Origin of the sequence: Bradyrhizobium sp. G127, from assembly GCF_021502575.1 — a bacterium.
Lineage (GTDB): Bacteria > Pseudomonadota > Alphaproteobacteria > Rhizobiales > Xanthobacteraceae > Afipia.
The window spans coordinates 1,256,068-1,274,728 of the sequence record NZ_JAKFGN010000001.1 but is presented as its reverse complement, the minus strand read 5'-3'; the positions used below and the strand labels follow the sequence as shown (position 1 = coordinate 1,274,728).

General features: G+C 61.4%; 22 protein-coding genes. 8 read left to right on the top strand and 14 right to left on the bottom strand.

Annotated elements, in window-relative coordinates:
- Positions 1–2: 2 nt before the first annotated feature.
- From LVY71_RS06185 to LVY71_RS06155, 8 genes are read right to left on the bottom strand one after another with little or no spacing between them, the layout of a single operon-like run.
- Positions 3–2,036, bottom strand: a complete 2,034-nt coding sequence (locus LVY71_RS06185; RefSeq protein ID WP_235098935.1) for a hypothetical protein — start codon at positions 2,034–2,036, stop codon at positions 3–5.
- A complete protein-coding gene (locus LVY71_RS22845) occupies positions 2,036–2,167 on the bottom strand; it encodes a hypothetical protein (RefSeq protein WP_283842505.1) in 132 nt (43 codons plus the stop codon). Before LVY71_RS22845 ends, LVY71_RS06185 begins: the two co-directional genes overlap by 1 nt.
- A gap of 17 nt (positions 2,168–2,184) precedes the next feature.
- Positions 2,185–2,517, bottom strand: a complete 333-nt coding sequence (locus tag LVY71_RS06180) for a hypothetical protein (RefSeq protein WP_235098934.1) — start codon at positions 2,515–2,517, stop codon at positions 2,185–2,187.
- Positions 2,518–2,529: 12 nt separating this feature from the next.
- Positions 2,530–2,931 (bottom strand): hypothetical protein, encoded by a 402-nt coding sequence (locus tag LVY71_RS06175; protein ID WP_235098933.1) that lies wholly within the window; start codon positions 2,929–2,931, stop codon positions 2,530–2,532.
- A gap of 18 nt (positions 2,932–2,949) precedes the next feature.
- The gene (gene gpU / locus LVY71_RS06170; RefSeq protein ID WP_235098932.1) at positions 2,950–3,384 is read right to left on the bottom strand and encodes a phage tail terminator protein; all 435 of its coding nucleotides are present in this window, start codon (positions 3,382–3,384) and stop codon (positions 2,950–2,952) included.
- Positions 3,385–3,390: 6 nt separating this feature from the next.
- Positions 3,391–3,627: a hypothetical protein gene (locus LVY71_RS06165; RefSeq protein WP_235098931.1), complete on the bottom strand. Its 237-nt coding sequence runs from the start codon at positions 3,625–3,627 to the stop codon at positions 3,391–3,393.
- The gene (locus LVY71_RS06160; RefSeq protein WP_235098930.1) at positions 3,624–4,025 is read right to left on the bottom strand and encodes a hypothetical protein; all 402 of its coding nucleotides are present in this window, start codon (positions 4,023–4,025) and stop codon (positions 3,624–3,626) included. The genes LVY71_RS06165 and LVY71_RS06160 overlap by 4 nt, the downstream gene beginning before the upstream one ends.
- The gene (locus LVY71_RS06155) at positions 4,025–4,309 is read right to left on the bottom strand and encodes a hypothetical protein (RefSeq protein WP_235098929.1); all 285 of its coding nucleotides are present in this window, start codon (positions 4,307–4,309) and stop codon (positions 4,025–4,027) included. Before LVY71_RS06155 ends, LVY71_RS06160 begins: the two co-directional genes overlap by 1 nt.
- On the opposite strand from LVY71_RS06155, the gene LVY71_RS06150 reads away from it, so the two are divergent.
- The 5 genes from LVY71_RS06150 (at position 4,308) to LVY71_RS06130 (ending at position 7,353) form a co-directional block, all read left to right on the top strand.
- Positions 4,308–5,048: a S24 family peptidase gene (locus tag LVY71_RS06150; RefSeq protein WP_235098928.1), complete on the top strand. Its 741-nt coding sequence runs from the start codon at positions 4,308–4,310 to the stop codon at positions 5,046–5,048. The genes LVY71_RS06155 and LVY71_RS06150 overlap by 2 nt on opposite strands.
- 78 nt (positions 5,049–5,126) lie before the next feature.
- Complete coding sequence (locus LVY71_RS06145; protein WP_235098927.1) at positions 5,127–5,411, top strand: hypothetical protein; 285 nt, start codon at positions 5,127–5,129, stop codon at positions 5,409–5,411.
- Between the two features lie 10 nt (positions 5,412–5,421).
- Positions 5,422–5,733 carry a hypothetical protein gene (locus tag LVY71_RS06140; protein WP_235098926.1) on the top strand — a complete coding sequence of 104 codons (312 nt, stop codon included), beginning with the start codon at positions 5,422–5,424 and terminating at the stop codon, positions 5,731–5,733.
- On the top strand, positions 5,733–6,011 hold the full coding sequence (locus tag LVY71_RS06135; protein WP_235098925.1) for a hypothetical protein: 279 nt from the start codon (positions 5,733–5,735) through the stop codon (positions 6,009–6,011). The genes LVY71_RS06140 and LVY71_RS06135 overlap by 1 nt, the downstream gene beginning before the upstream one ends.
- 184 nt (positions 6,012–6,195) lie before the next feature.
- Positions 6,196–7,353, top strand: coding sequence for a site-specific integrase (locus LVY71_RS06130; protein ID WP_235098924.1), 1,158 nt, complete (start codon positions 6,196–6,198; stop codon positions 7,351–7,353).
- Positions 7,354–7,964: 611 nt separating this feature from the next.
- Here the strand turns inward: LVY71_RS06130 and LVY71_RS06125 are convergent.
- Positions 7,965–9,098 (bottom strand): acyltransferase family protein, encoded by a 1,134-nt coding sequence (locus LVY71_RS06125; protein WP_235098923.1) that lies wholly within the window; start codon positions 9,096–9,098, stop codon positions 7,965–7,967.
- 310 nt (positions 9,099–9,408) lie between these two features.
- Here LVY71_RS06125 and LVY71_RS06120 point away from each other — a divergent pair, with 310 nt between their 5' ends.
- The gene (locus LVY71_RS06120; protein WP_235098922.1) at positions 9,409–11,463 is read left to right on the top strand and encodes a putative bifunctional diguanylate cyclase/phosphodiesterase; all 2,055 of its coding nucleotides are present in this window, start codon (positions 9,409–9,411) and stop codon (positions 11,461–11,463) included.
- 66 nt (positions 11,464–11,529) lie between these two features.
- Here the strand turns inward: LVY71_RS06120 and LVY71_RS06115 are convergent, their stop codons facing one another.
- The 3 genes from LVY71_RS06115 to LVY71_RS06105 form a co-directional block, all read right to left on the bottom strand.
- Positions 11,530–11,691: a Flp family type IVb pilin gene (locus LVY71_RS06115; protein ID WP_235098921.1), complete on the bottom strand. Its 162-nt coding sequence runs from the start codon at positions 11,689–11,691 to the stop codon at positions 11,530–11,532.
- Between the two features lie 158 nt (positions 11,692–11,849).
- The gene (locus tag LVY71_RS06110; protein WP_235098920.1) at positions 11,850–12,068 is read right to left on the bottom strand and encodes a hypothetical protein; all 219 of its coding nucleotides are present in this window, start codon (positions 12,066–12,068) and stop codon (positions 11,850–11,852) included.
- Positions 12,069–12,135: 67 nt separating this feature from the next.
- Entirely contained in the window at positions 12,136–13,680 is a 1,545-nt protein-coding gene (locus LVY71_RS06105; RefSeq protein ID WP_235098919.1) for an acetolactate synthase large subunit, read from the bottom strand.
- Positions 13,681–13,913: 233 nt separating this feature from the next.
- Here LVY71_RS06105 and LVY71_RS06100 point away from each other — a divergent pair, with 233 nt between their 5' ends.
- Together LVY71_RS06100 and LVY71_RS06095 are read left to right on the top strand one after the other, a co-directional pair.
- Positions 13,914–14,492: a L,D-transpeptidase gene (locus LVY71_RS06100; RefSeq protein ID WP_235098918.1), complete on the top strand. Its 579-nt coding sequence runs from the start codon at positions 13,914–13,916 to the stop codon at positions 14,490–14,492.
- 159 nt (positions 14,493–14,651) lie between these two features.
- Positions 14,652–15,467 carry a DUF2927 domain-containing protein gene (locus LVY71_RS06095; protein WP_235098917.1) on the top strand — a complete coding sequence of 272 codons (816 nt, stop codon included), beginning with the start codon at positions 14,652–14,654 and terminating at the stop codon, positions 15,465–15,467.
- A gap of 71 nt (positions 15,468–15,538) precedes the next feature.
- Here the strand turns inward: LVY71_RS06095 and LVY71_RS06090 are convergent, their stop codons facing one another.
- Both LVY71_RS06090 and LVY71_RS06085 read right to left on the bottom strand, forming a co-directional pair.
- Positions 15,539–16,708: an isovaleryl-CoA dehydrogenase gene (locus LVY71_RS06090; protein ID WP_235098916.1), complete on the bottom strand. Its 1,170-nt coding sequence runs from the start codon at positions 16,706–16,708 to the stop codon at positions 15,539–15,541.
- A 311-nt stretch (positions 16,709–17,019) separates the two neighbouring features.
- Positions 17,020–18,501, bottom strand: a complete 1,482-nt coding sequence (locus LVY71_RS06085; RefSeq protein ID WP_235098915.1) for a methyl-accepting chemotaxis protein — start codon at positions 18,499–18,501, stop codon at positions 17,020–17,022.
- Positions 18,502–18,661 lie beyond the last annotated feature (160 nt).

Here is an 18,661-nt window from a genome sequence, read left to right as displayed (position 1 = left end):
CATTATCTCCGCTGGCCGACCGGGGCCGCGCCATATCGCGACCGCATCGTCTTGTCGAAATCGCCATTGGCAATGCCGCTGTTGACAGCCTGTCCGACCAACACCTTGAGGTCGACACCGCCCGACGCATTCTTCTGCTGCTGTACCGATACCGGCGACGACGACTGATTGTCGACGGCCACGTTGACGATGACGCTCGGACTGGAACTTCCGTACTTCGACCTGAGCTGATCTGGAAAGCCAACCTCTTCGCCTTCAAGGCCGATGAACGGGACCTCGCGAGGCGCCAGCCTGTCAAGCGCGCTCAGTCGGCCGCCGCCGTGCAACCGCGGTGCGTTGTCAAAATAGGCAGGATGAATGCTCTTATAGCCCGTCACCGACTTTCCGATTACGGCCCCGGAATGCCCCGTCCCGAATCCGGGGAACAGCGACGAATTGAGCGCGGCATCCTGACCAGTCAGCGTGCCCGCCGACGTGCCGAGACCAAAAATCCCGCCCAGGCCGGAGATGCCCTTTCCGATCAGCGCGTTCAGCGCGGTATCGAGCGCCTTATCCATCAGGCGCTGCGAAATCTTATCGAGCATGTTGGCGAAGGCCTGGCCGGCCGTTACACCGTTGCGAAGGTCAGAAATGAAGCCTTTCAGCGCATCCTTGCTGATGTCCTGTGTTTCCTTGATGACTTCATTAAGCCGGATCTGCTGCGCCAGCATTTCGCCGGCAGCGGATTTCGGATCGATGCCTGCGCCTCGCAGCCGCGACGATACGGTTTGTTCGAGCGCAGAGCGTCCAAGCTGCTCGTTCTCAAACAGCAGGTCATTCTGCAGCTTGAGGAAGGCCAGATTATCTGCCGCCGCCTTGGCGCGAGCACCGAGTTCATCGAACTTCTTTGCCCTTTCGCCGGTAATTGCGAGCCCTGCGCGCAACGCTGCGTCGGTCAATTGCGCCTTGACGCGCAGTTCCTCGTGCTGACCCGCCGTCTTGCCGATCGCCGCCGCATCGGCCTCCATCAGCGAAATATGCTTTCCGATGGAATTCAACGCGCGGTCATAGTCGTTGCGAGACTCGGTTTCCTTTTTCCGGTTGTTCGGCGTCTTCGTCGCACCAAAGCCGACCGAATTATAAAAGCGGTCGATCTCGTTCTGGTTGGTCATGGTGCGCTGGGCGTTCTGATTGCCCATCAGGAACCGTGTTTCCGACGCTCCCTTCGATCCGAAAATTTCCGCCCATTCGAGCGCCTTGTCATACAGCGATTGCATCGCCGGCAGCGCCGCATTCCGAATCGCAACGCCCAGGCCGTCGCCCGACTTCGCGATCTCCTTCCAGAGCCGGTCCATTTCCTGCGCCTGCTTAATCGCAGGATCGAGCGCGGCGTCTGATTTCTGAGCCAGCAGATCGAGCGCGGTCGCGCCACCCATGATCGCCTTGACCATTGCGGGGGCGGCTTCGGCGCCAAACGCGTTCGTCGCAATTTCCAGCCGCTCGGTCTCATTTCGAGCGTTCTGGATAAAGCCAGCAATGGACTTATAGGCGTCCTCGACGGACTTGGTCTTACCGGAGTTGGTCAGCGCATTGCCGTTCAGCTTGAACAGGTCTTCAAGATAGCCGCCGTCACGCCCGGTTTTGTCGAGCTGGGTCTGCAGAGTCTTTAGAACCGCAATCGCCGATACGCCAGAGCCGCCGGCCTTCTTCAGAGAAATGTCGAGACCGTCAATCGCTCTAGCGCTCACGCCGATATCATCGGCCGCATCACCGATCTTCGATAACTTGTCATGCGTCACGCCAGCCGCAACGCCTGCGGCGACGACTGCTGCGGCGACAGCGACATAAGGGTTCGCGAGCATCCGCGCCGCGCTGCCGATATTCGACAGTCCGCCCATCGTGTTGCCGCTGCCAAGCCCTTCGAGGGACTTCTTCAGCAGATCGACGGCCGCTTTGGTGTCGGACGCATTCCTGCGGAACGACGCCCATGCAGCGGTCGTCGAATCCTGTCCGGTCAGCACGACCGGTAGAACTTGCGCTTGTTCCGATGTTGCCATCAGGCGTCATCCATCTGCTGCTTGCGGATGCGAAAATACGCACACCACTTGGTATACTCTTCGACAGTGAGCCGTTCTTTCAGATCGGCAACCGTCATTCCGAACCGATCCGCGAGCGAGAACAGAACCATCTCGCCGGGATCGTCGGTTAGTTTTTTACCGCGTCCTCGATCGAGGGCAGCAGCATCATCTTGACGGCGACACGAGTGATGATCTGCGGCGCAACGAGCGCCTTCAGATGCATTTTGTCTTCCAGCGTAAACATCCTGTCGCCGGACTCGGTCATCGCCTTCTTGATAAAAATTTCAAGATCGGTGTTGTCTCCCGCGCGGATCTCGTCCTGCTCGATGCAGGTGATCGGCTTCCAGAAGATGCGGAGCGGCTTTCCGTCGACAGTCCATTCCGGAATGTCGATATGCGGGGTGCCAAGAGCTTTGTAATGGTCCTTGGCCGCTTGCAGATACTTGTTCGGCATTGTCATCGTAGCCTCCGATCAACCCGCGATGACGGCGTCGGCCAAAGCGCCGTTGCCAGTGAACGAAAAGCTGACCGGCACGGTGCCATCCTTGCTTGGATCAACACTGACGTCGGTGATCGTGGCGGTCCCGGTCAGTTCCTGCAGCCCATCGGTAGTGCCGATCGGATACAATTTGAGATCGATGGACGCGCCCGCGACCAGCAGCTTCTGGCCAGTCGCATCGAGCGGGTTATGATTGCAGGTCAGCGACCCCGACCAGTTCTTGACGGTCTTGTTCGGAATATGCGTTTCCCATTCATCGCCCATCGCCGTGTCGTCAGCGGTCTTTGCGCTCGTTTTCACCGAAAACTGCTTCACTTCGGTCACTGCGTTCGCGCCAATTTTCACAACGCCGTCTTTGCCGTGATAGGTGCCCATCGTTCTCTCCTGCTGGGGTTAAATCGCCGTATCCGGCGCGCTTTCTGTGGTCCGGTACGCGACGCGAAACTTCATGATGATCTCGCCGGCGTGTGCGTCGCCTGGCGCCTGGGTGTTGATCAAGGTCGATGTCAGCGTCACCTCATTGACCATGCCGCCCAGCAATGGCCGCGCGATCATCGCCGGTTCGACTTCAAGCGCGATCTGGTCGAGGGTGTCGTCCGGCACGTCACCGGAGGTCACGCGGCCCTCAACCGCGAGCGTCAATTCGCGCCCGAGGACGCCGCCCATGGCGTCGGAATCCGACCGTTCGTCGGTGACATAGACGAGGAGCGTTGGCGGGTGGTTCGCAGCCAGCGGTCGCGTGCGGCCCGGGAAAACCTGATCCGATGTGGTCGGAAGTCCGGACAACGCATCGACGACATTCTGCCTGATTTGGGCACGAACATGCATGCGACCTCACTTCGTCAGATTGCAGACGATCATCCGCGCGATCTGCTCGAGCTGATCGCGCGAGAAGCCCGGCAGGTTTGAGAAGTCGTGTTCGCAGGGATCGATGCGCACGCGATCGCGGTCGGCGAAATAGATCAGGCCGGCGAACGCAACGACGATCGCAAGGCACGCCATCGCGAGAAGGAAAACGGCGACGGACTTCGCGTCCTGGCCGGCGAGGAACTGCGCGAGATGATCCATCATTGGAACACCTCCGCGCGAAGGGTTTCTACCTTGGCTTCGACTTCCTTGAGCGCCCGGTTCGCATCGATGACGTCGAGCTGCTTGCTGTACTTGCTGAACCAGTCCGGCCGGGCCTCGCCCATCAGCACGAACAGGATGTCGCGCCCGAAATCCGACCGCAGCAAGACGGTCAGCTGCTCGGCATTTTCGCGACGCTCTCCACAGAGCAGTTTCTGGCAGGTGGAAAGCGGCCAATCGGTCAACAAAGCCAAGTGCTGTGCGGCTTTCTGTTGCGGCAGCAAGCCCCGCACTTTCTGCATGACCGGAGAAATCTGATTCCGGATCTGGGTATTTTGATTCCTGATCCGGGAATGGCCGGATTTCCTCTTTTTGAGCCCCGCGCGTACAGGTCCGGCCATCAGAGTTCTCCAATTTTGAGGAGGTTCGGTTGGGTCTTTTTGGCGTGAATGAACGTGAGCGCTTCGTAGGTCAGCCACGTCACATTGCGGCTGCGAGCGAATTCGACGAGCGCTATCCAATAGTCGACAGGGATCGACTGACGGCGCTTCATCTCCCCAGCGCCGGATGGGCTCACCTTGACCGCCGGCCGCCCATGCTCGGTTACGCCGCGCGCAAAGGCTGCCGGACCGCCCAGGGCGTTGAAGATGTCATCGACAGTGCGTTGGCGATTCGAATCATTCATGACCTGCATCTACATGATTCGTGTTGATTTGACCAACATGATTAGTGTTGACACGTTTTGTGATAGTCAGGCCATGGATGAGATGGGCAAACGACTACGCGAAGCGCGCAAAAAAGCGGGTTTTTCATCGGCAATGGCGGCCGCCAAGAAACACAAGTGGCCCCCATCGACCTATGCCGCACACGAAAACGGCCAGAACGGTTTTCCACCGGAAAAAGCCGAACTCTATGGTGAGGCCTTCAAGGTCTCAGCAGGATGGCTTCTCACCGGCGAGGGAGAATCAGCGCGGAAAAACGCCGTTAAGGTCGAAGGCTTGGTGAGCGCCGGCGGAGTAATCTCGACGAGCGTGGAGGATGTCGGACACGAAGGTCTCTATGAGATTGAGGTGCCGTTCCCGCTTCCTGATGATGCGGCAGCTTACCAGATCTCGGGGGACTCGATGTTCCCGCGCTATGACGACGGCGATGTGATCATCGTTCGAAAGCGACATATACGGATCGAGGACGTATTGAATTTCGAATCGATGGTGACGACTGAGGACGGCGATCGTTACCTCAAGCGCGTCGTCGAAGGTTCACGCGCGGGGTATTTTGACCTTGAAAGCCACAACGCCCCCGTCATTCGTAACGTGAAGATCAACAGCGTTGCCGAGATTCATTCGGTTGTCCGGCGAGGACAATGGCGGAAGCTCGATGCAAACGGGCGGAAGCGTCTGATCCAGAAGAAACTGCGCAAGTAGAATATCAACATATATCGTGTTGACATGATTTGTGGAACACCCTAGGAATCTATCCCGTTAGTTCAACGGGAGATTTCCATGACCACCATCCGACGTACCGCCCGCCTCCCCGGCGTGCCCTCCTATTTCAAGCCCCAGCCCCGAATTCCCGATTACATCGCCACCAGCTTCGTGCAGCCGCGCGCCGCGATGCCCGACGGCACAGCGATCGGCCAGATGGCCGACGACATGCGCGAGGCGGCCTACCGCGAGGGCGGCGTCACCGAAGATGATCTGAAGGTGAAGGGCTGGACGCCGGCGCAGATCAAGCGCCTGGGCGACGACGCCCGCCAGCTCGCCCAGCGCCGCGCCGGCTTCTGCTGAGGGACGCGCGATGTCAGCAGCACAGACCAGCACGGGATCGTGGGTTTACGTTCGTTCTGAGGCCAGTCTTTGGACCGTTGGATTTTATGATCCGGATGGACATTGGCAGCCGGAAAGTGACCACCCGACAGCAAATGATGCCGACCGCCGTGTTCACTATCTTAACGGCGGCACGAATGCCGATCTGGTGAAGGCGCTGGAAGAAATCCGCGACATGCCGTGCTCGCATGTGAACGACAGCGAAAGCCTGCGCCACACAATCAAGACGCTCCGATATATCGCGACGAACGCCATCGCCGCCACCAAGACCGGGGGCGCGTGATGGCACCCTATCGCCATCACATCGAGCGCCGCGCGAGTCGAACGCCCGCGCGGCAATATGTCAGCGACACGCACGATCACAAGCCCACCGCCACCGATCCTGCTGTGCGCCGGTGCCTGCGGTTTTTGAGGTTCGGCGCGATCATCCGTTCCGACAATAGGTGGCGGTTTGGCATGGCAACGATCGGCGAAAACGTTATCGAGCAGCTGCTCCTGGACGGCCGCGCCGTCCGGACTGGTGACCGCATCACACTGGCCGCAAGGGCCGCCCGTCCATGACATTCCGGACCATCGATGAGGCAGCGAAAGAACTGCGGAAAAGCCGTCGATGGCTCCAGGACTGGCTTGCCGGTCATCCGAGGGACAAACTCGGAAAACCCTTCTATGCCCCCCTTGGCCGGACCAAAACGTTCGACGATACTGATCTCGCCCGCATCCGCGAGGCCTGCAGGGAGGAGGAACAGTGCCGCGGCTCAAGCTCGTCCCGCCCCGCCCGGGCAAATCGCCGAACTGGCAAGTCCGAGGAACCTACCTCGGAATCCACGTTGAGCGAACTACGGGCACTCCTGAAAAACGGATTGCGGCCACCATCCTCAAAGGATGGAAAGAAGAAATCGAACGTGGTGAGTATAGCGACGGAAAGACGCGCGCGCAGGTCGTAACCTCAGAGCCGACATTCGCGCACGCCGCGCTCGCCTATCTCAAGGCCGATGGCGATCCGAAGTTCATCAGCCCCATCATCGAGCAGACCGGGCCGCACGCGCTGCGGGACCGCAAGCTGACGGACATCGACCAGCTCGCGATCGACAACGCCGCGGCCGCGCTCTATCCGGCCGCCTCGGCCGCCACGCGCAACCGCCAGTTCTATACCCCGGTTTCAGCAGTGTTGAAGCGCGCCGGCGTCGAGATGCAGATCAAGCGGCCGAAGGGGTGGCGCGGCAACAAGGCAACGACGTGGCTCGAGCCGGAGCAGGCTTTTGAGGCCCTGAAAGCGGCCTATGAAATCGATGCCGAGTTCGGCCTGCTCTGCCTTGTCTATTGCTACACCGGCCGCCGCCTGAGCGAGATCATCGACGCGAAGCTGCGCCATCTGAAACTAGACAACGCGCTTCTTTACCTGCCCGACACAAAGAACGGAGAGCCGTCGCCGGTGCATCTGCCGCCGATCGTGGTGCAGGCCTTCCGTGATCAGCCGCCGCGCATCAGGCGGCCGCGCAAGGCCGCCGGCGTGCGATTGGCAAACGGTGCTGCGGGACGTTCCCGCGCTGATGCGGGCGTGCCGTTCTTAGATCGCTCGCCCGATGCGAAGATCTTCCGCTTCAGCGTCGGCGGCCATCTTCGCAAGTTGCTCAAGCAGGCCTTTGCAAAGGCCGGCCTCTCTTTCCCGCCGCGCCAGGGTGGCTTCCATCTGTTTTGTCACACCTATGGCAGCTGGATGACACGCTACGGCGGTCTCGATACCTATGGCCTGGTGCGAACGAAGCGCTGGAAAAATGCGGAGTCCGCCGATCGCTATAACCACACGGTCGCCAGCGCTGAGGCGATGCGCGCGGATCTGCTGCCGGTGCCGCCGACCCGTGGAAAAACGGTGGAAACAGCCAAGCGGCGGAAAAAAGCCTAGAGATTTCAGGCTGGGGTCCGGCCTTCACACGGGAGAGGTCCAAGGTTCGATCCCTTGTGCGCCCACCATTTCAGATTTCATGTCAGATTTCATGCAACGGCGGCCGTGCATCGCGCTTGATGCGGTAGCTTCACACGCGCCCGAACCGGGCGCGTGTTTTTCATTTCAGTATGAGCGCTAGCGCGCCGCTCTGTGCGCGATCCGCATCGCGGATTATTTTTCAGCAGCGCCCCTGCTTCCACAAACCGGGAGGACAGCCGCGTCCGCGCCAGCCAACCTTCTTGCCACGACTCCAGCCATAGGCCCGGTGCCCGCCATAACGGCCAAAGCCGTGCCCACGGCCATGTCCACCCTTAACAAGAACGATGTCACTGCTGGATGGTGCGGTGGTGAAGGGTGCGGGTGCCGATGGCGCAGCATGCGTCGGCAGGACAGGCATGACCGCAAACGCGCAGGCCGATGCAGCAAGCAAAATCAATCGTCTCATGGAAGGTTCCTCCGTTGGCCCGGTGACACCGAGCGCATCCCAATTCCCGCGACGCGCGAAAGTTCCTTGCTGCAGGATGTGAGAATGCGTCGATGCGAATGCAGGCGGCCGCGCTCGGCGAAGCTCAGGCCGATGAACCGGCCGGCGCCACTTCGCGCGACTGCGTCGCAGCGGTGAATTGCCGGCCGAGCCGGATGAACGGCTTTTCGACGAAGTAATACGACAGCGCGGCGAGCGGCAGCGCGACCGCTGTCGAGACCAACACCATCGCCAGCATCGCCAGCCATGGCGGGCATCCGGCTTGCAGCACAACGCCCAGCGCCTGCGGCATCTGCCAGAAGATCATCAGCGTCAGGGGATGCAGCAGATAGAAGCTGTAGGACACCCGGCCGAGAAATCTCAGCGACGCGTTGTCCCTGAAAACCGTGAGCCAGCCCTGTAGCCCCAGGGCACCGCCCGCGATCATCAGGCACGAGGCGATGGTCACCCACGCATCCTTGATATTGGAATGTCGCGCGAACAGGGTGACGCCGAGGAAGAACAGCGCGACTCCGAGACAGAAGATGAGGTTGGCGCGGCGCGGATCGGCGCGCGGCAGCAGAACGTGGGTCAGCGCACCGAACAGGAAGCAGTAGAGATAGATCGCGCGCGGCGCGCCGCCGGGGAGAGGCAGGATCACCTTCACCAGATTGATGAACACCGCAAGCACCGACGCGATGACGAAAATTCTGACGATCTTTCCCGCAGTGATCCAGTGAAACGCCAGCAGCATGACGGGGATCGCCAGCAACTCGGTCTGGATCGACCAGCCGACACCGTCCATCGACACCGACAGCAGCAGCAGATTCCTGAACGTCTCCGATACGGTCGGAACAACGCCGAGGGTCCTTCCGCTCAGCCAGTAAACTTCGAGGAAAACAAGAATCGTGAATATCCACGCCGGGTAAATGCGGAAAAGCCGCGCAACGACAAACGGCATCGCAATCGTGCGCAGCGGGCGGGACGCATTTTGCAGTGAAGCGGTGAGAACAAACCCGCTCAGCACGAAGAAGAACACCACCGCAGGCTGGCCCTGAAACAGCATCCTCAGGACATCCATCGCAGCGGAGGGAATGTCTCGCAGAAGGACCTGCCCGCCGCCCGTCAGCACCGGCGCCTGGGAGATGTGAAATCCGGCGACGGACAGCGCGGCCAGCCCACGCAGACTTTCCAGTTCCGGATGGAACCGCCGTTGCATCCCTCCCCCAACGTCGCGCATGCCCGCTCCCACCCAAGACTTGTCCACTCTTAGGCTGTCTGTGGGCGCGACACAAAAGATCAAATATGTGGACTTTGCACTCGGGATTGCCGGTCACGGCATGAATCCCGGCACACCGCCGATCCGTACGACAGCGCACGCGGCGGATTTGAGGGTGCGTTTTGTCAAAATCCTTAGGGCCGCATTAACAACGATCCGGGTTCCATCTGCAAATAAACGTCAAATTACCAGCGACAGGTATGCTTCCACCGGATGAACCAACTTATCGGCGCGTCTCAGGAGTGAGATCCGCCAAACCTTGAGTGTCGAAATGAATCTTGCCGGTGCGCTGGTATACTGGGTGATTATCGCAGTCTGGCTCGCCGTGCTGATCACGGTGGCGGTGGCCTATTACAAGAATCCGCGGACTTTCGGCGGAACGCGGCTTCTGCTGATCGTCGTCGGCATCGATACGGCCCGCAACGTCATCGAGAATTTCTATTTCGGTCTTTACTGGGGCGCGCAGTATGGAGTCTTCTCCGCCTCGCTCATCCCCGTTCTGGGCAAGCCTTATCTGCTGATCATTCCCAAGATCATCAATGTGCTTGCGGCCTCCCTGGTCCTCGGCCTGTTGCTGCTGCGCTGGCTGCCGATGGCGCTGCGCGAAAGAAAAATCGCGGAAAGCGAAATACGCCAGACCTCGGAAGCGCTCGCGCAGGAAATGGAAGAACACCGCCGGCTGTTCGAGACCTCGGTCGACATCATCATCGTCACCGACAGCGACCGGGTCATCACCCGCATCAGCCGCAGTTGCGAGACGCTGCTGGGTTATGAACCCGCCGAGATGACCGGCCGTTATGGCGGTGAATTCGTTGCGGCCGCGAATACCGAAACGTTGCGGAATGAGTTGATGCTTTGCAGACAGGGCGAAGCCATCCGGAATTTCCAGTGCGATCTCATTCACAAGAACGGCTCGCTTGTTCCGGTCGCCCTGACCGGGGTGTGGTCCGATCAGGCCCAGCGGTTTTTCATGATCGGACGCGATATGACCGAGCAGAAAGCCGTCGAGCAAAAACTGACGCATCTCGCGCATTTCGATCAACTGACGGGGCTTCCCAACCGGATCAGCCTGCTCAAGGAGTTGAACGATCCTGATCGGCGGACGTTCAATGCCGCCGTCGTCGTGTTCGATCTCGACGGTTTCAAGGACATCAACGATACGCTGGGGCACTCGCTCGGCGACAAGTTGCTCGTGGATGTCGCCCGGCGAATGGAAACGTTTGCTCCTGAAAAGGGCCAGATGTATCGCCTCGGAGGCGACGAGTTCGTTCTTGTCGTGGCTGATACCCGCGATCCGATCATGGTCACAAGCATCACCGATACGATCCTGCGGTCGCTGGAGCAGCGCTTCGAGATCGACGGCCACAGAATCTATATCAGCGCCAGCGCCGGCATCGTCTTCGCTCCCGCCGACGGAACCGACGCTGACGATCTGATCGCAAATGCCGATCTCGCCCTCTACGAAGCGAAAGCCTCGGGCGGACACAGGTATCGCCTGTTCGCCCGCACCATGCGCGCCAAGGCGAAGGCTCGGCATGAGATGGAAGGCGAAATCAGGCGGGCGTTCTCCGAGAAAGAATTCGTGCTGCACTTCCAGCCGCAGATCCGGCTGAGCGACGGCGCGGTGGTCGGCGCAGAAGCGCTGCTGCGCTGGCAGCATCCGCAGAGGGGCCTGCTTGCCCCGGCCGCCTTCATCGATGCGCTGGCGCAGAGCCCGGCCGCGCTGGATGTCGGCAACTGGATTCTGCAAGACGCGTGCGAGACCGGCGCGGCGTGGCGCGCGATGGGCCTGCCGCCAGTGCGAATGTCCGTGAACCTCTTTCCGGCGCAGTTTCACGACGACGTCATATCGGCGCAGGTCGATGCTGCGCTGAAGATCAGCGGACTGCCGCCCGAGTTGCTCGAAATCGAAATCACCGAAAACATCGCGCTCAACAATGACGACACCAAAATCGTGGCGCTGCGGGCGTTGCGAGCCAGAGGCGTCGGTCTCGCATTCGATGATTTCGGCACCGGCCATGCCTCGCTGTCCTGCGTGAGGCGCTATCCGCTGACCCGGATCAAGATCGACCGGAGCTTCATCCAGAACATCGACAGCAACTCCTCGGCGGAAGAAACAGCCGTCGCCAATTCCATCATCGCCATGGCGCACCACCTCGGACTGTCGGTCACCGCCGAAGGCGTTGAAACCGCGTCGCAGGCGGCCTTCCTGCAATCGAAGGGATGCCACGAGGTGCAGGGCTATTTCTACGCCCGCCCGCTCCCAAAAGAGCAATTCAGGCAGTTTCTTGCGGAATGGCGACCGGAGAAGCGGCGCACCGCCTGAGCATGCGCGCGCAAAAAAGCCGAAGCGGACTTCGGCCGGGCTGCGAGATAGTCGAAGGATAATGTCCTAGTTCAGCGCGTCCTTGACCGCAGTGTATTTGACGGTCAGCGCTGTGCCGAGGCCGGTGACCGCGACAACGATGGCGACCGCGATACCTGTTGCGATCAGAGCGTATTCGATCGACGTCGCAGCCGTCTCGTCGCCAATAAATGAAATCAACGTCTTCATGAAATCAACCTCACGCATTTCTTGCATATGGCGGCTGCACCAGACGAGAGCGCCGTAAAACCACGGCTAATCTAGCGGCAAGAAGCTGCCGAAGACTTAACTAAATTTTTCGCCAGGAGGCTCGCAAAGGCTCGCGCCGCAGATGGCGTTTGGGCGTGTCAATCGTGCCGGACCGATTTGAGGGCGAGCAACGCCAGCAGCTTCATGCGCTCCGGATCGCGCTCGCCCTGCGCGGCGAGTTCGACGATGTTTTTCGCCAGCGATTGCACACGCGCCGAGCCCACCGGAAACGGCAAGGTGTCCACCGCCTCTTCAAATGCCTGCGTCATGGCGGCGATGATGTCGGGGCTGAACGAAGAGCCCTGAAAAACGGTCATGTGGGGGAATCCAGCGCGGTGCTTGCCGGGACCAACGCGGCATGCACCTGCAGGTTCCCTCGAAATGCTACATGACGACTTCGATCAGGCGCGGACCTTTTTCACGCACGCTGTCGGTCAGCTCCGTGAAGAAGTCCTCAGCGGTATGCACCGAACGGCCCGGCACGCCCATGCCCTTCGCCAGCGACACCCAGTCAAGCGACGGATTGTCGAGGTTCAGCATGGCGAGCGCCTTCTGTCCCGGCTCGCCGGCATCGACGCCGGCGAATTCGCCTTTGAGAATTTGATATGTGCGGTTGGCGAAGACGACGGTGGTGACGTCGAGACCTTCGCGCGCCTGGGTCCACAGCGACTGCAGCGTGTACATCGCGCTGCCGTCGCCGACCATGCAGATCACCTTGCGGTCCGGGCAGGCGACCGCTGCGCCGGTGGCGACCGGCGTCGAGAAGCCGATCGAGCCGCCCATGTTCTGCAGCCAGTCGTGCGGCGCCGACGCCGCCGTCGGCGGAAAGAAGCCGCGGCCGGTGGTGATCGATTCATCGACCACGATGGCGTTTTCCGGAATGGCCATCGCGATCGCCTGCGCGATCGACGCATGGGTCAGCGCGCCGGTTGGCTTGACCAGTTCGGCGAGTTTCTGCGGCTGCGCGTCGGCGGCCTTGGCTCCGAGCGCATCGGCCAGCGCGTGCAGGGCGGCAACCGAGTTTTCGCCCGCCGCGGTCATGCGATGAACCTCGCAGCCTTCCGGCTTCAGCAGGCTCGGCTTGTTCGGATAGGCGAAGAAGGCCACCGGATCGTTGGTCTCCACCAGAACGATATGCTTGAAGTCCTTCAGGATCGGCAGCGCCTGCTCGATCACATAGGGAATGCGGTCGATGGAGAAACGGCCGCGGCCGCGCGCCATGCGCGGATTGTAGGTCTGGCCCATCACCTTGCAGCCGGTCTTGCCCGCGATCCGCGCGGCCAGCGCCAGCCCTTCGTCGGTGAGCGCCTTGCCGGTCAGCAGCAACAGCGTCTGCTCGCCGCTGCGCAGAACGCGGGCGGCTTCAACGACCGCCTGCGGCGAATAACTGGCGCGCTGCGATTCCTCCGGCACCGGCGCGATGCCGTCGGCCTCGTTCCATGCGGTGTCGGCTGGAAGAATGAGCGTCGCGATCTGGCCGGGATGGCTGCGGGCCGCGGCAATCGCCGCCGCGCCGTCGCGCGCAATGGACTTGGAATCCGGCGAGGTGCGGACCCAGGCCGACATCGGCCGGGCGATGCCTTCGATGTCCGAGGTCAGCGGCGCGTTGTATTCGATGTGATAGGTGGCGTGCTGTCCGACAATGTTGACGATGCCGGAATGCGCCTTCTTGGCGTTGTGCAGGTTAGCGAGGCCGTTGGCGAGGCCGGGGCCGAGGTGCAGCAGCGTCGAGGCCGGCTTGCCGGCCATCCGGTAGTATCCGTCGGCGGCGCCCGTCACGATACCTTCAAAGAGGCCAAGCACGCAGCGCATTCCATCGACGCGGTCCAGCGCGGCGACAAAATGCATCTCCGATGTTCCCGGATTGGTGAAGCAGACATTCACATCGCCCGCGACCAATGTTCGCACCAGGCTTTCCGCGCCGTTCATCAAGTCACTCCCCGTTCGAGATTTTTATTGGTGGCGCTAGATCAACCATCCTTGGGGCGTTTCGTCAAAGGCATCCCGGCGGAGAGCGCAGTCATTGCAGCATCACGCGTCCGTGGGTTGCGAAATCATCGAAATTGTGGCCTTTCTCGCGAGTCCATGCCACCTGTGAGCTTCGGCTCCACTGCTTGCCTTGCTGATTCCGTGCCGGGCCGACGGGCTTTATGAGGATTGTAATGACGCGCCTTTTGACCGTAATTCTTACTGCAGTGACCCTGTTTGCCGGCACCGGATTGGCGATGGCGGATCAGGAGTTCAATCCGATTGCCCAGTTGTTCGGGTTCAACCCCGGCGCCGGCAGCGGCGGACCAGGTCCGATTCCACGCACCACCGTCAGCTTCCAGGGCAACTACGCGCCGGGAACGATCATCATCGATACGAGAGAGCGCCGGCTGTATCTGGTGCAGGACGGCGGCCGGGCGCTGCGCTACGGCATCGGCGTCGGCCGCGACGGCTTCCGCTGGGGCGGCGTCCATCGCATCACCGCGAAGAAGGAATGGCCGAGCTGGACTCCGCCGGCACAGATGCTGCGCCGCCGCCCGGACCTGCCGCGCCACATGGTCGGCGGTCCCGACAATCCGCTCGGCGCACGCGCCATGTATCTCGGCTCGACGCTCTACCGTATCCACGGCTCCAACGAGCCGGAGACCATCGGGCAGGCCGTCTCGTCCGGCTGCTTCCGCATGGTCAACGACGACGTCATCGACCTTTACAGCCGCGTGCAGGTCGGCGCGACGGTCATCGTCAAGAACTGAGGCGTCCCGCCTCCGGCACCGATCGCGGTCGTGCCGGAACAGATTGAAAGGCCGGCCAACTGGGCCGGCCTTTTTGTATGAGGCCGGCCTTTTCATTTATGGCTGTCCTGCCGACAGTTCCCTTGCATGCCGGCATCGACGCCGCTAGCTCTGGTTGTCATGAGAGCATCACTTGCAACGTGGCGACTCTCGCCAGGCATCGCAGCCCTGCTGGCCGGGATCACGTTCGGCGCGGCCCTGTTGTCCCCGGCACCCGCGGAAGCGAACAGCGTGAGCGCGCGCCAGCGCAGCGAAAAGAAGACCTTCACCGACGGCGAGATCATCGACGGCTTCATGAAGACGGCGTTCGGCGCGGAATATCATCTCGCCGGACGCGTCGACCGCATCCGCAAGTACCAGATGCCGGTGCGGGTCTTCGTCGATGGCGAAAGCCGGAGCGACCGCCAGATGCAGATCGGCAAGGTCGTTGGCGACATCGCGGCGCGCGTGCAGCATCTCGACATCGCCATGGCGAGCAAGCGCGACGACGCCAATGCCGTCATCAGGCTGGTCCGCGACCGCGACCTCCAGAAAACAATCACGTCGTTCTACGGCGAGGAGAAGGCCAACGAGATTCGCGACTCGCTGGACCCGCAGTGCCTGTCCGGCTTTCGCAAGAACGAGGACTACGAAATCCAGCGCTCGGACGTGATCCTGACCGTCGACAACGGCGACTTCGTATTTCTCGATTGCGCCTATGAAGAACTCTTGCAATCGCTCGGCCCGATCAACGACACGGATTCGGTGCCGTGGACAATGTTCAACGATCAGGTGTCGATGGGCTTCTTCGACATCTATGACCAGTACATCATGAACATTCTCTACGACCCGCGCATCAAGGCCGGCATGACGGTCGACGAGGTGCGTGGCGTGCTGCCCGCGATCCTGCCGGATGTGCGCGCGTGGGTCGCCAAGGTGAACAATCTGCCGAAATAGCCAAGGCTCGTGTCCCGGACGCGATACAGCGTGCAACGCTGCTTCGCAGAGCCGGGGCACACACGACAATCCTACGCCGTCTTCTCGAACAGTTCGCGGCCGATCAGCATACGGCGGATTTCGCTGGTGCCGGCGCCGATTTCATAGAGCTTGGCGTCGCGCAGCAGCCGTCCGGTCGGATAGTCGTTGATGTAGCCGTTGCCGCCGAGCAACTGGATCGCATCCAGCGCGCACTGGGTGGCGCGTTCCGCCGCGTAGAGGATCGCGCCGGCGGCATCCTCGCGCGTGGTCTCGCCGCGGTCGCAGGCTTTCGCCACCGCATAGACATAGGCGCGCGAGGCGTTCAGCGTCACGTACATATCGGCGACCTTGCCCTGCACGAGCTGGAAGGTGCCGATCGGCTGGCCGAACTGCTTGCGCTCGTGAACGTAGGGCATCACCACGTCGAGACAGGCCTGCATGATGCCGAGGGGACCTGCCGCAAGGACGGTGCGCTCGTAGTCGAGGCCGGACATCAGCACGTTGACGCCGCGTCCGACATGACCGAGCACGTTCTCCTCGGGGACTTCGCAATTCTCGAACACCAGTTCGCCGGTGTCGGAGCCGCGCATGCCGAGCTTGTCGAGTTTCTGCGCCGTCGAGAAACCCTTCATGCCCTTTTCGATCAGGAACGCGGTCATGCCGCGCGGACCCGCCGCGGGATCGGTCTTGGCATAGACCACCAGCGTCTCGGCGATCGGGCCGTTGGTGATCCACATCTTGGAGCCGTTGACGATGTAGCGGTCGCCCTTCTTCTCGGCGCGCGTCGTCATCGACACCACGTCGGAGCCGGCGCCCGGCTCGGACATCGCCAGCGCGCCGACATGCTCGCCGGAGATCAGCTTCGGAAGATATTTCCGCTTCTGCGCTTCGTTGCCGTTACGGCGGATCTGGTTGACGCAGAGATTGGAGTGCGCGCCATAGGACAGCCCCACCGACGCGGACGCGCGGGAAATTTCCTCAAGCGCGATGCAGTGATCGAGATAGCCCAGCCCCGAGCCGCCGTACTCTTCCTCCACGGTGATGCCGTGCAGGCCGAGCGCGCCGATCTTCGGCCACAGGTCGCGCGGAAACTGGTTGCTCTTGTCGATCTCGTCGGCGCGCGGTGCAATCTCGTTTTGCGAAAAATCGCGGACGGTTTCGCGGATCGCATCCGCGGTATCGCCGAGATCAAAGTTGAATGTGTGCGCGTTGGAAATCATCAGACTGCCTCCCTGGGCACGGCTTTTTGATCAAGCCTGCCGTTATTCGGCCGGACAATGCCACGGTCGGATAACGGAGAGAAGAGGCAGAAACGCCAGCGAAATGTCTTGCAGGTGACATTTCTTCGAACCTGCTCACGCCGCGCCGTCATCCTGAGGTGCGAACCGCGCGTAGCGCGTGAGCCTCGAAGGATGCACGGCCACACATCGCCATCATCCTTCGAGGCTCGCAAGAACTCGCGTCTCAGGAGGAGGGCTCACCACTATCGTATCGATTGATGCCGTCTCGGTACGGTGACACGACCGCTCCGTTATGCCAGCGCGCGGGAGGCTTCCCGGACCTTGCGGGTGGAGGCATCGACCGATCGCGTTGCTTCCGCGATGTCGGTCATGTTGACGTTGATGTCCGTGACGCCCTTCGCCGCGACCTGCATGTTGGACGACATGCTCTGCGTCACGGAGGCCTGCTCCTCCACCGACGCCGCGATCGCGGCCGAGATTTCATTGACGCGGGAAATGGTCTGCGTGATGTCCTGAATGACGGTGACGGCGCTGCCGGTCGTTCCCTGAACCTCGGCGATCTGCGCGCTGATTTCGTCGGTGGCCTTCGCCGTCTGGGTCGCGAGAACCTTGACCTCCGACGCCACCACCGCAAAGCCCCTGCCCGCCTCGCCCGCCCGCGCCGCCTCGATGGTGGCGTTGAGCGCCAGCAGGTTGGTCTGCTCGGCGATATTGTTGATGAGCTTGACCACGTCGCCGATCTTCTGCGCGGCGGTCGCAAGCCCCGCCACGATCACGCTGGTCTCGTTGGCCTGCTGCACAGCCTGCGTGGAGATGCTGAGCGCGTCCGCGGCCTGGCGGCTGATTTCGCTGACCGAGGCGGCAAGCTCCTCCGCCCCCGAGGCCACCGCCTGCATGTTGGAGGATGTCTGCGTCGATGCGCTCGCCGCTGCCGTGACGCGCGCGGAGGTCGCGGTGACGGCGTCGGTAATGTGCGACAGATCGATGTCGATGGATTTCTGCACCTCGACGCGGCGGATACGGTCTTCCGCCTGCGCCGTGGTGTCGGTGGCGAATTTCACGACCTTGACCAGTTTGCCGTCGGGTCCGCAGATCGGATTGTAGGACGCCTGAATCCACACCACCTTGCCGCCCTTGCCGATGCGCTTGTATTCGGCGGCCTGATAGTCGCCCCGGCGCAGCGAGTCCCAGAACGCACGATAGGCCGCGCTGTCGCGCTCCTGCGGTTCGACGAACATGCCGTGATGCTTGCCCTGGATTTCGTCCAGCCGGTAGCCGAGGGTGTTCAGGAAATTGTCGTTGGCGGTGATCACGGTGCCGTCGAGATTGAACTCGATGACGGCCTGCGATTTGTGGATGGCCGTGATCTGGCCCTCGTAGTCGGCGTTCTTCAGCTTCTGCGCGGTGATGTCGGTGGCGAACTTGACCACCTTGAACGGCTTGCCGCGCCCGTCCAGCAGCGGATTGTAGGAGGCCTGAATCCACACCGGCCGGCCGCCCTTGGCGATGCGCTTAAATTCACCCGATTGGTATTCGCCACGGCGGAGCCCGTCCCAGAATGCGCGGTACTCGGGCCCGTCGCGCAGGTCGGGCGGCATGAACATGCTGTGGTGCTTGCCCTGAACCTCGTCCAGCCGGTAACCCATGGCATTCAGGAAATTGGCGTTGGCCGCCACGATTGTGCCATCGAGGTTAAACTCGATCACGGCCTGCGACTTGTCGAGAGCGGCGAGCTTCGCCGTAAGCTCTTGCGAAGGCTTGAAGAAATGCATTTTCTATGCCTCGCCCGTGTTGATCCAGGTAAAATAGCGTTAACTGGTTAAACAACTTTTACGGGAAAAACTTTTCGAATGTTCCGATCAGGGGAACCAGGAGTTTTCCGGTGCAATCAAATCCGGCCCGGGAACCGGGCTTGTTCAACCGCCGGCAACA